13 protein-coding genes and 1 pseudogene are annotated in these 13,739 nt (G+C 63.6%); 8 read left to right on the forward strand and 6 right to left on the reverse strand.

The annotated features are described in order from the left end of the window. Nucleotides 1-72: 72 nt before the first annotated feature. Complete coding sequence (locus P2T60_RS06920; RefSeq protein ID WP_382209629.1) at nucleotides 73-1,461, forward strand: hemolysin family protein; 1,389 nt, start codon at nucleotides 73-75, stop codon at nucleotides 1,459-1,461. A 72-nt stretch (nucleotides 1,462-1,533) separates the two neighbouring features. After that, entirely contained in the window at nucleotides 1,534-2,403 is an 870-nt protein-coding gene (locus P2T60_RS06925; protein ID WP_276281819.1) for a universal stress protein, read from the forward strand. A gap of 30 nt (nucleotides 2,404-2,433) precedes the next feature. Here P2T60_RS06925 and P2T60_RS21855 read toward each other — a convergent pair. The 4 genes and pseudogenes from P2T60_RS21855 to P2T60_RS06945 form a co-directional block, all read right to left on the reverse strand. After that, nucleotides 2,434-3,303, reverse strand: a pseudogene (locus P2T60_RS21855) (TIGR03557 family F420-dependent LLM class oxidoreductase). Nucleotides 3,304-3,361: 58 nt separating this feature from the next. Then, on the reverse strand, nucleotides 3,362-4,216 hold the full coding sequence (locus tag P2T60_RS06935) for a hypothetical protein (RefSeq protein ID WP_276281820.1): 855 nt from the start codon (nucleotides 4,214-4,216) through the stop codon (nucleotides 3,362-3,364). A 189-nt stretch (nucleotides 4,217-4,405) separates the two neighbouring features. Next, the gene (locus P2T60_RS06940) at nucleotides 4,406-6,085 is read right to left on the reverse strand and encodes an NADH-quinone oxidoreductase subunit D (RefSeq protein ID WP_276281821.1); all 1,680 of its coding nucleotides are present in this window, start codon (nucleotides 6,083-6,085) and stop codon (nucleotides 4,406-4,408) included. 150 nt (nucleotides 6,086-6,235) lie between these two features. Continuing rightward, nucleotides 6,236-6,598, reverse strand: a complete 363-nt coding sequence (locus P2T60_RS06945; protein WP_276281822.1) for a hypothetical protein — start codon at nucleotides 6,596-6,598, stop codon at nucleotides 6,236-6,238. On the opposite strand from P2T60_RS06945, the gene P2T60_RS06950 reads away from it, so the two are divergent. The 6 genes from P2T60_RS06950 to P2T60_RS06975 all read left to right on the forward strand — a co-directional run bounded on the left by P2T60_RS06950 (nucleotide 6,566) and on the right by P2T60_RS06975 (nucleotide 10,352). Next, nucleotides 6,566-6,832 (forward strand): hypothetical protein, encoded by a 267-nt coding sequence (locus P2T60_RS06950; protein ID WP_276281823.1) that lies wholly within the window; start codon nucleotides 6,566-6,568, stop codon nucleotides 6,830-6,832. The two genes, P2T60_RS06945 and P2T60_RS06950, sit on opposite strands and share 33 nt — an antisense overlap. 368 nt (nucleotides 6,833-7,200) lie before the next feature. After that, nucleotides 7,201-8,274 carry a histidinol-phosphate transaminase gene (hisC, locus tag P2T60_RS06955; protein WP_276281824.1) on the forward strand — a complete coding sequence of 358 codons (1,074 nt, stop codon included), beginning with the start codon at nucleotides 7,201-7,203 and terminating at the stop codon, nucleotides 8,272-8,274. Next, nucleotides 8,271-8,798, forward strand: a complete 528-nt coding sequence (locus tag P2T60_RS06960) for an adenylate kinase family protein (RefSeq protein WP_276281825.1) — start codon at nucleotides 8,271-8,273, stop codon at nucleotides 8,796-8,798. The genes hisC and P2T60_RS06960 overlap by 4 nt, the downstream gene beginning before the upstream one ends. Continuing rightward, the gene (locus P2T60_RS06965; RefSeq protein WP_276281826.1) at nucleotides 8,795-9,403 is read left to right on the forward strand and encodes a CDP-alcohol phosphatidyltransferase family protein; all 609 of its coding nucleotides are present in this window, start codon (nucleotides 8,795-8,797) and stop codon (nucleotides 9,401-9,403) included. Before P2T60_RS06960 ends, P2T60_RS06965 begins: the two co-directional genes overlap by 4 nt. An 85-nt stretch (nucleotides 9,404-9,488) precedes the next feature. After that, nucleotides 9,489-9,743, forward strand: a complete 255-nt coding sequence (locus tag P2T60_RS06970) for a hypothetical protein (protein WP_276281827.1) — start codon at nucleotides 9,489-9,491, stop codon at nucleotides 9,741-9,743. Nucleotides 9,744-9,827: 84 nt separating this feature from the next. Then, the gene (locus P2T60_RS06975; RefSeq protein WP_276281828.1) at nucleotides 9,828-10,352 is read left to right on the forward strand and encodes a multiprotein bridging factor aMBF1; all 525 of its coding nucleotides are present in this window, start codon (nucleotides 9,828-9,830) and stop codon (nucleotides 10,350-10,352) included. Nucleotides 10,353-10,770: 418 nt separating this feature from the next. Here the strand turns inward: P2T60_RS06975 and tpiA are convergent, their stop codons facing one another. Both tpiA and P2T60_RS06985 read right to left on the reverse strand, forming a co-directional pair. Then, entirely contained in the window at nucleotides 10,771-11,415 is a 645-nt protein-coding gene (gene tpiA, locus P2T60_RS06980; protein WP_276281829.1) for a triose-phosphate isomerase, read from the reverse strand. Between the two features lie 263 nt (nucleotides 11,416-11,678). Then, nucleotides 11,679-13,634, reverse strand: a complete 1,956-nt coding sequence (locus tag P2T60_RS06985; protein ID WP_276281830.1) for a PQQ-dependent sugar dehydrogenase — start codon at nucleotides 13,632-13,634, stop codon at nucleotides 11,679-11,681. Between the last annotated feature and the right edge of the window lie 105 nt (nucleotides 13,635-13,739).

The raw sequence follows: 13,739 nt of genomic DNA on the forward strand, positions 1-13,739 counted from the left end.
GTCGATTTCTACAGCGATTTCGAGGGGAGTTACACAAGGCTTACTTTGCCACTCTAAAAATATAGGACACTGATGATGTCATCAGTACTCACAGCAACAGCTGAGGCCGGTATCACGTTATATACTGTGCCGGTCGTCGGTATCGAACTGGGGCAAATGGAAGTTACCGTGGTCGGCATCTTCCTGATTCTGTTGCTCCTCACGGGGTCGGGGTTCTTCTCGTCGTCGGAAATTGCCATGTTCTCTCTATCTCCGCACCAGATAGACGCGATGATTGAGAAGGGCGAGCGTGGCGCGCGCGCAGTCAAATCGCTTAAAGACGACCCCCACCGCTTGCTCGTGACGATTCTCGTGGGGAACAATATGGTCAACATCACGATGTCCTCTATCTCGACTACCATCGTCGGCTTCTACTTCGACGCGGGAACGGCAGTACTCGTATCGTCGTTCGGTATCACGTCGATGGTCCTGCTGTTCGGCGAGAGCGCGCCCAAGTCCTACGCCGTCGAGAACACCGAATTGCACGCACGGCGCGTCGCCCGAGGGCTGAGGATAGTCGAGAAAGTGCTGTGGCCGCTCATCACCCTGTTCTACTATCTAACGAGCGCCATTAACAAGGTCACCGGCGGCGACTCGTCCATCGAGTCGTCGTACGTCTCTCGTGACGAGATTCGGAACATGATAAAGACGGGCGAGCGCGAGGGAATCCTCGACGAGGAGGAGCGCCAGATGCTCCAGCGTACCCTTCGATTCACCGACGCTACCGCCAAGGAGGTGATGACTCCCCGACTCGACATGGCGGCCATCTCCAAAGACGCGACCGTTGAGGAGGCCATCCAAGAATGTATGCAGGCGGGGCACGCCCGCCTGCCGGTTTACGCCGGGTCGCTGGACAACGTAATCGGCGTCTTCGACATCCGTGAACTGGAGAGTTCCGACTACGGCACCTTCGCCGACCTCGAGGTGGGGGACGTTATCAACCCGACGCTTCACGTCCCGGAGTCCAAGAACGTGGACGACCTCCTCTCGGAGATGCGCGAGAACCGGATGCACATGGTCATCGTCATCGACGAGTTCGGCGCTACCGAGGGTCTCATCACGATGGAGGACCTGCTCGAGGAAATCGTCGGCGAGATACTGGTTGGTGACGAGGAACACCCGGTTGAGTTCGTCGACGACACGGAGGTGCTGGTCCGCGGCGATGTCAACGTCGACGAGGTCAACGACACCCTCGAAATCGACCTCCCCGAGGGCGAGGAATTCGAGACCATCGCCGGGTTCCTCTTCAACCGTGCGGGTCGCCTCGTCGAGCAAGGCGAGGAATTCGTCTACGAGAACGTGATGATGCGAGCCGAACAGGTGGAAAACACCCGCATTCAGAAGGTCCGAGTGACCGTCGACCGCGACACCGCCAATCCGGTCGAAGAGCAGTCGCCGGGCGACGGGGACGAAATCCAGTAACTCGTCTCCTCTCTCGTGAGACAGGTGAAAACCATTAGAAGGCCAGCAAACGTAGTCCGTCTTATCGAGGTCATGTACGAGAACATTCTCCTCCCATTCGACGGTAGCGAGGGTGCCGCCGAGGTACTCCATCATGCCAGCGAAATCGCACATTGGGCCGACGCGACAATCCACCTGCTCTACGTTGCCGACACGACGCGCGACAGCGTTACGGTCGTTGAGGGCCAGACTGTCGATGCGCTCGTACAACAGGGTGAGGACATCGTTGAGGAAGCAACGAAAACGCTGGACACTCTGGGTGTTTCGTACGAGACCGAAATCGTTCAGGGTAATCCGGCCCAGACAATCGTCGAGTACGCCGAGAAGTACGGTCAGGATTTGGTCGTGATGCCGACCCACGGCCGCGAAGGGGTCTCACGATACCTCATCGGAAGCGTCTCCGAGAAGGTCGTCCGTCTCTCGTCGGTTCCCGTACTCACTGTCCGCATGCAACCCGACGAGTCGCTGGTATTCCCTTACGAGAACATCCTCATCCCGACCGACGGGAGTACTGCTTCGACGCACGCGGCCAGTCATCTCGTCGAGTTTGCGGCGGCGCTGGACGCGACCGTCCACGTCTTGTCTGTCGTGGACGACACCGCACTCGGGATGGATGTCAGGTCCACGACATCCGGAAAGGAGAGTGAAGGGGCCGCGACCGACGCTGTCGAGACTGTCGTCTCGGAGGCCGAGTCACGTGGGGTTACGAGTACTGTCCGCCACATCGAACACGGAACGCCCGTCGAGGAGATTCTCGACTGCATCGACTCGAACGACATCCACGTCGTCGGTATGGGAACGACGGGGAGACGTGGCACGGACCGTATCCTGCTCGGTAGTGTCGCTGAAAAGACCGTGCGCTCGGCACCAGTCCCCGTCCTGACTGTCGCGCAACCGGAGTGAGGGCGGACGGGACCTCGACCGAGGTCGCGTTCACCGGAATTCGGGCAGAATCTCGCTCTCGTAGAAGTCCAAGAAGTCGTCCTGATTCGGACCGACTTGGTGGACGTACACGTGGTCGTAGTCCGCGTCCACGAACTCTCGGATACTCTCGACGTGGGCCTGCGGGTCGGGGTCGGTCACGATGCTGTCGGTCTCGCGCACGTCTTCTTTCTCGACCATCTGGCAGGCCTGCTCGAAGAACTCGGGGATGCCGAGTTCGGTGGCGAGTTGGCCCGGCAGGAGACCGTTCGGTCAGTACTCGTGAGCAGTCTCGACTGCTTCGTCCTCGTCGTCGGCGTAGCAGACAGTCAACTGACTGAGTTTCGGTCCCTCGCCGCCCTCGTCCTCGAAGGTCTCCACTACGTCCTGCGGGCCGACCGACCAGAACCCGTCGCCGAAGTCGGCGGCGCGGGCGGCGGTCCGGTCGCCGTAGGCCGAGACGCAGACCGGCGGGTTCTCCTCGGGGTGCGTGAACAGTTTCGCGTTCTCGACGGTGTAGTGGTCGCCGTAGTGGTTGACCATCTCGCCGGTCCAGAGCTTCCGAATCACCTCGACGGCCTCTTCGAGCATGTCGAGGCGGACGTTGTGGGAGGGCCATCGCTCGCCGGTGACGTGTTCGTTCAGGTTCTCGCCGGTGCCGACGCCGAAGGAGAACTGTTGGCCCGAGTCCTCAACCATCGCGGCGACCCCGCCGAGCGTGGACTAGACGTAGGGCGCGTTCCCCTGCTGGTCAATCCACGGGTGGAAGTGGTCCGAAATCGACGCGAAGTCGAAGCCGACCTCCTCGGCGCGGACGGCGTGGTTCACGAGGTCCGACGGGCCGTGTTCCTCACTGGAGAGGGTGTAACCGAGTTCGACCATGGAGGTGGGACGGTAGTGGTCGGTAAGGTGGTTGTGGCCCGGAAGCGAAGGTAGTTCTTCAGAAGAGACCGTCGTCGCCTTTTTCGATGCGAAGCGAGTCGAGAGTGTACTTCGCACCGATTCGAGGTCCGTACGGTGGATACGGACCCTCCCGCGATTCGAGACCGAAACTGACGCACGGCGTGAAGAACACGTCGTAGGTCTCTCCTGCTCTCGCCGAAAAGGTCGCTTTGATATTACGTCCCTCTAACGGCTCTATCCAGAACTCTTTGCTACGGAGCAACTGGAGGTTCGGTTCGAAGGCGTACATCAAAAACGTAGCAATGAGTACACCGACAAACCCGAAATAGACACTGATGAGTCGTTTTGCGAGGAAACCGACGACTCGTTCGAAGGCCTCCTCCGACCGGGGGTCCAGTGCGCTTCCGAGGTGGACCTGTGTCTGTTTCCCGACGACGGATTCTTGCGAATTCACGACCGCGAGGTTGACTTCCCCGGTGCCAGCCGTGTCGATGTCGAGTTCCCAAGGGTCGCTGGCTCCCGGAAAGTACGAACCGTTACCCCAGTAGTTCGCCGTGAGTGTATACTCGCCGGACTCTGGGGCTTCCCAAGTCGTTCCAAACGTCGTCGCTCCGGCCATCCCGACCGTCCCGGTACCGTAACAGAATGCCTCCAGCTCGAACTGTGAAACACCGTTCGAGTTACCGAAAACTTCGTTCCGCTTTATTTCTCTATCTTCCCCTTCCCCGGTAAATCCGTACGATTCGACAGGAGCCTTCCGCTCTTTCACCTCTTCGATTGGAAGGTTCCACAGACGTTGCTGTCGTTTTCGTACCGACCCGAAAATCTCCGTCCCTGTCAGGATAGGAAACGCTCCCCCGGACCGCTTCAAGAACGTACGTCGTCTGACCATGCGTTCTCCCTCTCCGAAAGTTACCTCGACAAACAAGAGCAGATGACAAGTATCTCTGGACTCTGGACTGGAGTCGGAGCAATGTATTTAATTTTTTAATAAATATTTTCCATTCTATTCCGAATGTTTTTCTTGCAATCGGAACGCTGATGCGGCGAGCCAAAGAAGTTCAGACGGAGAACGCGGAACTCATCTGTCCACCGACCCCAGCACGATGTCCAGACTGCCGAGCGCCGCCACTAGGTCGGGCACGTACTCGCCCTCGGCCATCGCCCCGAGCGCGTGCAGGTTGTTGAAGCACGGACTCCGAATCTTGAACCGTGCTGGCTTCGAGGTGCCGTCGGACCGGATGTAGACGCCCATCTCGCCTTTCGCGGCCTCGACCGCTTTGTAGACTTCCGTGTCGGGGTCGGGTTTGAGCGTCCGCGGGACGTTCGACTGGATGTTGCGCTCGTCTTCGGGCCAGTCCTCCAGAATATCAACGCACTGACCGATGATTTTGGCCGACTCCTCGACTTCCTGCAGTCGGACCAACACTCGCGAGTAGTTGTCGCCGTGGGGTTCGGTGACGACGTTCCAGTCGAGTTCGTCGTAGTAGCCGTAGGGGTCGTCCCGGCGCAGGTCGTAGTCGACGCCCGACCCGCGAGCGACCGGTCCCGTACAGCCGTACTGCTTTGCGGTCTCCGCGCTGATGACCCCGGTGTCCACCGTCCGCTTCTGGAAGATTTCGTTGCCGGTCAGCATGTCGTGGTACTCGTCGACGTGGCGTGGCAGGCCGTCGAGGAAGTCCCGAATCTTCTCGAAGAACTCCTCGCGGGGTTCGGGCAGGTCCCAGACGACCCCGCCGAGTCGGAAGTAGTTGAACATCATCCGCTGGCCCGTCAGGTCTTCTAAGATGTTCTGGACGATTTCTCGGTCCCGGACCGCGTACATGAAGATGGCCGTGAAGTCGCCGTACACGTCGAGCGCGAACGTCCCGACCGCGAGCATGTGGCCCATGATGCGCCCGAGTTCCGTCGCCATCGTCCGGATGACCTGCGCGTACTCGGGCACGTCGATGTCGGCCAGCGTCTCGGCGGTGCGGGCGTACGCCCACTCGTTGGGCATGTTCGCGGTGTAGTCCCACCGGTCGGGGTACGGCATAATCTGGTAGCGGTAGTTGTCCTGCTGGCACATCTGCTCCTCGCACCGGTGGAGATAGCCGATGTCTGGTTCCACGTCGGCGACCTGCTCGCCGTCCAGCACCGTCTTGAGGTGGAGGACGCCGTGAGTCGCGGGGTGGTGTGGCCCGATGTTGAGGAACATCGTGTCAGATTCCGAGTCGGTTCCCTTCCGACTCTCCGCGATGGGATTGACGTGTTCGCGCAGGGCGACCATCTGGGGCTTGTTCTGGTCGTAGTCGAGCGCGAGCGGGTGGCCCTGCCACGTCTCGGGCAGGAGAATTCGCCGGAGGTCCGGATGGCCCCTGTACTCGATACCCACTAAGTCGTAGGCTTCGCGCTCGTGCCACTCGGCGGTCTTGTAGACCGACGCCGCCGACTCGTTCCACGGGTCGTCCGAGTCCGTCGGGACGACGACGCTGACCGCTTGGGTCGGGTCGTCGTACTTCTTGAGGTGATAGATGCTCTCGTAGCGGTCCTCGTACTGCTGGGCGGTCAACAGCGAGAGGTGGTCGAACCCCGCTTCGTGGCGGAGCGTCCGGAGGACCGACTCCACCTCGTCGGGTCGGACGACGAATCCCTCGGCGTCGAGATGCGTCTCGCGCCCGAGTACTCGGTCGCCGAGCAGTGTTTCGAGTTCGTCGTAATCGACCGCTCCCCGTTGGTCCGACGCCGCCACGTCGGGGTCGGTCTCAGGTGCGTCGCTCATCGTCTCCCCCGTGATGACGGACCGGACTGTCCGTAGCGAGTAGTGCAAACATTCCCATTCCCCCACCGAATCTCGGCACCGAACGGCAATAGTGCTAACGTCTCTCACCGTCGGCGATTTCCGGAAAAAAAGCGCGTTCGTGCGACCGACTCAGTACTGCAGGCGTCGGTGGCGTTCCTCGCTACGACTGCCGTGGCGCTCGGTCTCGCCGCTTCGACTCTGGGACGACTGGCTCTGGGACGACTGACTGCCGTACTTGCGCTGGCTCTGGCGGCCGTGGTGTTCCTGCCCGCGCATCATGGTCTGTTGGGCCGGACTGAATCCGCTCTCGGAGCTACCGCCGTACTGGTTCTGGCCCTGCTCCTGTCGGCCGTGTTGTCCGGTCTGCTGGTGGCCGCCTGTTTGCTGGTGGCCGCCGGACTGCTGTCCAGTCGGTTGGTCGTTCCCGAACTGCTGGTGCTGGCTGGTCGTCTGCCCGCCGTGCTGTTGACCCGTCTGGTGCTGGCCGGGCACGTTCTGCTGGCCGGATTGCTGGTGCTGTCCACCTTGCTGGCGACTGCTTCCATATCGCTTCTGCTGTCGACCGGACTGCTGTTGTCCTGTCTGCTGTTGTCCTGTCTGCTCTCGTTCGGCCTGCTGGTGCTGTCCACCTTGCTGGCGACTGCTCCCGTATCGCTTCTGCTGTCGGCCGGACTGCTGTTCTCGGCCCGACTGATGGCCCGGTCCGGTCTGATGCTGGCCGGGTAGGTTCTGGCGTCCGGACTGTCGGTGGCCGGACTGCTGTTCTCGGCCGCCCGAGGAGTATCGGCCGCCTCGGGTGTCACCTTCACCCTGTTCGCTACGTTGCTGACGACTCGATTCCGGTTTGTCTCTCCCCCAGCGGTTGCGGTTTTCTCGTGCCATGATGAATCCCCCGTAGAGAGAGTACGCAGGACTTTCCTTATGTATACTGGGCGGATACTGACAGAAGTGCGGCCGGGCGTCGGGACGGAGAGCCGAGACCCGCCGGAGTTTCGACCCCTTCAGGCAGTCGTCGTCCCTCCGGCGCGCCTCTCAGACGCCGACGCGCTACCGAGGTAAGCACTCTTAAGACGGGTCGCCCACACCTCTCTCACATGGAACCACGGGACCTCTCCGCGCACACGGTGTATCAGGCCGGACGGGGCATCGAAGAGGTCGCTCGCGACCTCGGGTTGGACCCCGACGACCTCGTGAAACTCGCCTCGAACGAGAACCCCTTCGGCCCGAGTCCTGCCGCGGTCGAAGCCATCCGGGAGGCGGCCGCTACCGCCAGTTCGTACCCCAAGGCCTCCCACGCCGACCTCACCGAGAAGTTGGCCGACGAGTGGGGCGTCTCGCCCGGCCAAATTTGGCTCGGCAACGGCGGCGACGGCGTACTCGATTACCTCGCGCGCGCGATGCTCGAACCCGGCGACACCGTTCTCGTCCCCGAACCGGGGTTCGCCTACTACGGGATGAGCGCCCGCTTTCACCACGGCGAGGTCGAACGCTACCACCTCTCGAAGGCCGACGACTTCGCGCTGACCGCCGAGACGGTCCTCTCGGACTACGACGACGAGCGAGTCGTCTACCTCACGAGTCCCCACAACCCGACCGGCGGGCGGTTCGACCTCGAAGCGGTCGAGACGGTCGCCGACGAGACCGGCGAGGATACGCTGGTCGTCGTTGACGAGGCCTACGGCGAGTTCGCGGAGGGGCCGAGTGCGGTCGAGCTCGTGGACTCGCGCGACGACGTGGCGGTCCTCCGGACGTTCTCGAAGGTGTACGGACTCGCGGGCGTCCGACTCGGCTACGGCGTCGTGCCCGAGACGTGGGCCGACGCCTACGCCCGCGTCAACACGCCCTTCGCCGCGAGCGAAGTCGCGTGCCGGGCCGGACTCGCCGCGCTGGACGACGACGACCACGCCGAGAAGACCGTCGAGACCGCGGCGTGGGCGCGCGAGTACGTCTACGAGCGTCTGGACGCGCCCACGTGGGAGAGCCACGCGAACTTCGTCCTCGCAGAAGTCGGCGACGCCGCTGGCGTCGCAGACGTTCTCCAGCGCCGGGGGGTCATCGTCCGGGACTGCACGAGCTTCGGCCTGCCCGAGTGCGTCCGCATCACCTGCGGGACGAAAGACGAGACCCGACGCGCGGTGTCGGAACTCAACGAGGTGCTGTCGTCGTGAGGGTCGCCGTCACCGGCACGCCCGGAACGGGCAAGACTTCGGCGGTCGAAGCCCTCGAAGACGAGACCGGATTCGGAGAATCCGGTCTCGAAGTCGTCCACCTCAACGACCTGATTCGAGACGAAGACCTCTGGGACGAACGCGACGAAGCGCGCGATAGTCTCGTCGCGGACCTCGACGCGGTGGCCGAGCGACTGGCCGACCGCGAGGAGTTGCTGGTCGAGTCTCATCTCGCTCACCACCTCGACGCCGACAGGGTGGTCGTCCTGCGGTGTCACCCCGAGGAGTTAGAGCGCCGCCTCACCGAGCGTGGGGAGTCCGACGCGAAAGCCGCCGAAAACGCCGAGAGCGAGGCTCTCGACGTTATTCTGTCCGAGACCGTGAACCGCCACGGCGTCGAGAACGTCTACGAGGTCGAGACCACCGACCGGTCGCCCGACGAGGTGGCCGCCGCAATCGCGGCAGTCGTCGCGGGCGACCGAGAACCGAGCGCCGGAACCGTCTCGTACATCGACTACCTATGACCCTCGACCAGTTCCGACACGTCGCCGACCGGATACTCGACCCGCTGGTGTCGGTCTCGACCAGACTCGGCCTGACCCCCGACGCGGTTAGCGTCGTCGCCTTCGTGCTGGCGGGCGGTGCTGGCGGCGCGTTCTACTTGGGCGAGCAGGCACCCGTCTGGTACCTCGCGGGCGCGGTCCTCGTCTTCCTGAACGGGTGGTTGGACCTGTTAGACGGCGCGCTGGCGCGGGAACTCGGCACCGACTCGAAGGCGGGCGACCTGCTGGACCACGTGCTGGACCGCTACGCCGACCTCGTGATGATTGCGGGTCTGGCGGCCGGAATCAGCAGGTACGCGCTCGGTCTCGCCGCGGTGACGGGCGTGCTGATGACATCCTACCTCGGGACGCAGGCCCAAGCGGTCGGACTCGACCGGGTGTACGGCGGACTGCTCGGGCGCGCGGACCGACTCGCGCTCATCGGCGTGACGGGTGTCCTCGCCGCCGCGGTGTCGGGGACCGTCGCCGGTCTGACAGTCGTCGGGTGGCTCTTGGTCGTGTTCGCCGTCGTGGGCCACGTCACGGCGCTTCAGCGGTTTTACTACGCGTGGCGCGCGCTGTCGTAGGTTCGACAGGTCACGACGGTTGGTCGGGAATTAGTTATCTTTTTTACCCTGCTATCCTCGAAATCAAGCGAGGTAGCGAAGTGTCATGACGGATGAAAGACCGGGTGAATCGGGTATCAACGTGGACTTAGAAGAGATACTACCGGCGAACAGCCACATCACTATGGACGAGTTTCTCGAAGTGGCCGAGGAAGTGGACTCGCTGTTCGAGTTGAGCCGCGAAACCCGGCTTTCGCGGGAGACTTGTCGGCGCGTGCTGAAGTACTTCGAGCGAAGCGAGGAAGTCAAGCAGGGGTTCGGCTACCTGCGGGACAAGCGAAACGACGACCGACTGCCGTGAGCGCGGTCCCGAACGACGCCGACCGTGGGATTCGGCGGTCGTCGCGGCGTGTAATTTAAGAGCGGCGACAGACTACCCATCAGTATGGTTCAGTGTGAGATGTGCGGTGCCGAGACGAGTTCCCCGAAGACCATCAAGGTCGAAGGGGCCGAGCTGGACGTTTGCGACAACTGCTCGGATTTCGGGACCGAAGTCAAGACCCAAGACGACTCTAGCTCCACCTCTACGAAGTACTCGACTTCCTCGTCGTCGGGAAGTTCTTCCTCCTCGTCGGCGAGTACGTCGTCGAGTTCCTCCCAGTCGCGGCGCTCGGACATGTTCGACGACATGGACGAAATCGCCCAAGACTACGACGACCGCATCCGGAACGCCCGCGAGAGCGCCGGATTGACTCAGGAGGACCTCGCCGACGAACTCAACGAGAAGGCCAGTCTCATCCGGAAACTGGAACGGGGCGACGTGCTTCCGAGCGACGAAGTTCAGCAAAAGCTCGAAAGCCAACTCGACATCACGCTCACGGCCGGTGGCTCCGCCGACGACGAGGAGTGGAGCGGCGGCAGTTCGACGGGCGAGTACACGCTCGGCGACGTAGTGAAGCGCAAGGACTAGCGACGAGCGTCTCCGAGACCACGACCGACGCTCGGCGGAATCGCGGCGTCGCCGCGATTCCGCGCGACGGCCGGGGTTCTCGGTCCGTTCCGCGAAGCGATGGATAGCGTGCGCTCCGACTTTTCGGTCCGCTCCGGCTTCTTTCGGTTCCACGAACGCTCGTTTCGAGCTTTCCACCCGGCGACGGAAGGAACGCAGTGACGGCCGAGGACCGCACCGAGCCGCGGGAGTCGAGCGCGCGGGGGGCTTTCTGGGAGTTCCCTGTAGCGATTGCCACGGTTGCGGTGGCGGTTCCTGCGGTCGCCGTCGCGTTCCCGACGGTGCGGCACGACGGGAGAGAAATCTGCACTCCCATCTAACAAATCCATACCTTGCTCGGGGAAACGAATACAATCGTTTGAGAAACTAATACCGTTCTCTACAGCGGCGCAACGAGGTCTTCCAGCGCCGCCTTCGGGTCGTCGGCCTTCGCTACGCCGCTGGCGAGCAGAACGCCCTCCGCGCCGAGGTCTTGGGCGGCGGTCAGGTCCTCGCCGGTGGAAATCCCGGCACCGCAGTAGACCGGCACGGAGTCGTCTACGCTCTCGGCGGCCGCTACCGCGTCCGTAACGATGTCGGGGTCGGCCTTGCTGACGGGCGTGCCGGTGCCGATGAGTTCCGGCGGTTCGACGGCCACCGCGTCCGGGCCGAGGGCGGCGACGGCCCCGATTTGGTCGGGGTCGTTCGCGCAGACGCAGGTTTCGAGGTCCGCGCGCTCGGCGGCGTCGAGTGCGGCGTCGATGTCCGCGAGTTTCAGTCGTCGCTCGGAGTGGTTGAGCAGGGTTCCGGTCGCACCCGCGTCGGCGGCGGCCTCGGCCAGCGTGGACCCGGTGTGACTGCCGTGTTCGACCGCGCTGACGTGCTGTGCCCACGTCTCGACGCCCGTGTCGGCGACACGCTGGAGGTGGGCGGCCTGTGGCGCGACGGCGATGGCGACGCCCGACTCGTCGCTGACTTCGCGGGCGGCGGTCGCTACTTCGACTGGGTTACAGGGGTACGCTTTCAGGTTGACGACGACTTTCATACCCGAATCGACCGGCGGACGCGACTAATAGGTTGCGAGAACGGGCAAGATTGGGGGTCGGAAGTCGGGTTTTTCCGGGCGGTTCTCGGTGATGTGCTACGCACCGGTATCGTGACGAGAACGCCCCGAAAGCCCCCGCCCGGTCGCGGTCACGCGACCGGGCGGGGCTTTCATCCATCCCGACCGGCGGTCGGCTAGCCGAGCGTTCGCCGTGGTTTGGTCGGCCTGTCTCGCCGTCGTTCGCTTCGCGTTCGGCGAGTCGGTCAACTACCGTCAGTCGTCGTTTCTACCTGTCCGGTCGTCGTCTCGCCGCCCTCCGTCGTCGTTTCTGCCTGTCCGGTCGTCGTGGCGCTGGTCGTCGTCGCCTCGCCCGCAGTCAGTCGCTCGCCCTCGCCCGGCGGGACGATGCGGAACACCTCGCCCGTCTCGCCCGTGATGACGCCGGTGTCGCTCCCGAGGACGTAGAGTTGCCCCGCGTTGTCCTGCCCGAACGCGAGAATGAACTTGTTCAGTTTCCCGTTCGGCGAGTTGGCGACCTGCAACTCCTCCAGCGACCAGAGTTCGCCCTCGCTGTCCGAACGCGTGGCGGCGAAGATTCGACCCGCGGGGTCGGCCCCCGTCCGACTGTAGTCGCCGAAGACGTACTTTCCCCCGATGTCCGAGATGGCGTCGTTGGTGTACGTGTAGCCCCCGATGACCGAGACGCCGACCCCTCGGCCTTGGAACGTGTGGGGGTACTCTATCACGGGTTCGACGAACTCCTCGCCGCCGCGCACGTCGTCGGGCGTCCGACTCGGGCACTGCTCGGGCGGTTGGTTCGGGTTCTCGGTGCTGAAGCAGTGGGTCGCCTCCTTGACGTTCCACGCGTGGTTGCCGCCGAGTTGCGCGATGTCCACCTGCTCGAAGAGGTTCTGGCCGTTCGACGCCACGAGGAAGTTGCCGTCGGGGTCGAACGACGCCCGCCACGGGTTCCGAAAGCCCCACGCGAAGTGTTCGGGCAGGCCCGCGCCGTCGCCCGCGAAGGGGTTGTCCTCGGGGATAGCGTACGGCAGGTCGCCTTGCTCGCCGTCCACGTCGATGCGCAGGATGCTCCCCATCAGGTTCTCGGTCACGTCCTGTCCGTTGCCGCCCGCGTTGCGGTCGTACCAGTCTTCGACGTGCCCGAGTCCCACGTCGTCGGCCCCGCCGCCGTCGCCGGTCGGCACGTAGAGGTAGCCGTCCGGCCCGAACGCGAGGTCCCCCGCGTTGTGGTTGAACTGCGGCGAGGGCATCTCCAGCAGTCGGCGCTCGGAGTCGGGGACGCCACGACTCAGGTCCTCGCTCGCGCGGAACTCCGAGAGAACTTCCACGTGGTCGTACTCGTCCAACCGCGGCGTCTCGCTCCAATCGGCGCTACTCACGAACGGCGGTTCGCCCATCGGCGCGCTGTACCGGACGAACAACCGCCGGTTGTTCTGGAAGTCGGGGTGGAAGGTCAGACCGAGCAGTCCCCGCTCGTCGAAGTCGCTCCCCTCGCGGCCCCCAACGTCCACGAGTCGGTCGGCGATGTCCATGAACGGCTCCTCGCGGAGTCCGTCGGCGTCGTGGACGTAAATCTGGCCCACTTGGTCCAAGATGAATCTGCGGTCCGAATCACCCGGCGGGACCTCGAACCCGACCGGCGAGACGAATCCGTCGGCGACTCGCTGGACGCCGACGCCCGCCCCGCGGGGCATGAACCGCTCCGCTTCGTCGGTCTGAGTCGTCGCCGCCCCCTCGAACCGGAGGTTCCCGCGCATCGACGCGGGGTGGACCTCGCAGACGTACTCGGCCATGTTCGTGCTGGCGGTGAACTGCAGAGTCTGGGTCGCGCCCTGTTCGGCGATGATTTCGGTGCGCTCTACGGCCTCGCCCTCCCGATTGAGGATGGCGACGTTGTGGGGTAGACCGTCCAAGTTCTCCCACGTAATCGCGTACTCTTGGCCCTCCTCCAACTGGAGCGTCGGATTAGTCTGGCCCTCGATTTCCGACGGCGCGCGGCCCTGCCACCCCGCGACTTCGCCGCCGAGTCGGAACTCCTGTCGTTCCTGTCCGGCGGTCACGACCGCCCCGACGCCGACGACTGTGCCCGTGGCCGCAGTCGCCTTCAAGAAGGTCCGGCGCGACCCGAGATACGCTCCGGTCTCGCCCTTTTGTTCGTCGCTCTCTCCTTCGTCCGTCGCGTCCGGATTCCCCGTCATCGGCAGTTCGCACGCGGGACGCCCACATAAGCCGAAAGTATCGTTCTCCCAATCTAACGCGGCGTTTCCGGGTCGAAATGCGGGTTATATCCGGGTTGTACTCGG

The organism is Halorussus caseinilyticus (assembly GCF_029338395.1).
Lineage (GTDB): Archaea > Halobacteriota > Halobacteria > Halobacteriales > Haladaptataceae > Halorussus > Halorussus caseinilyticus.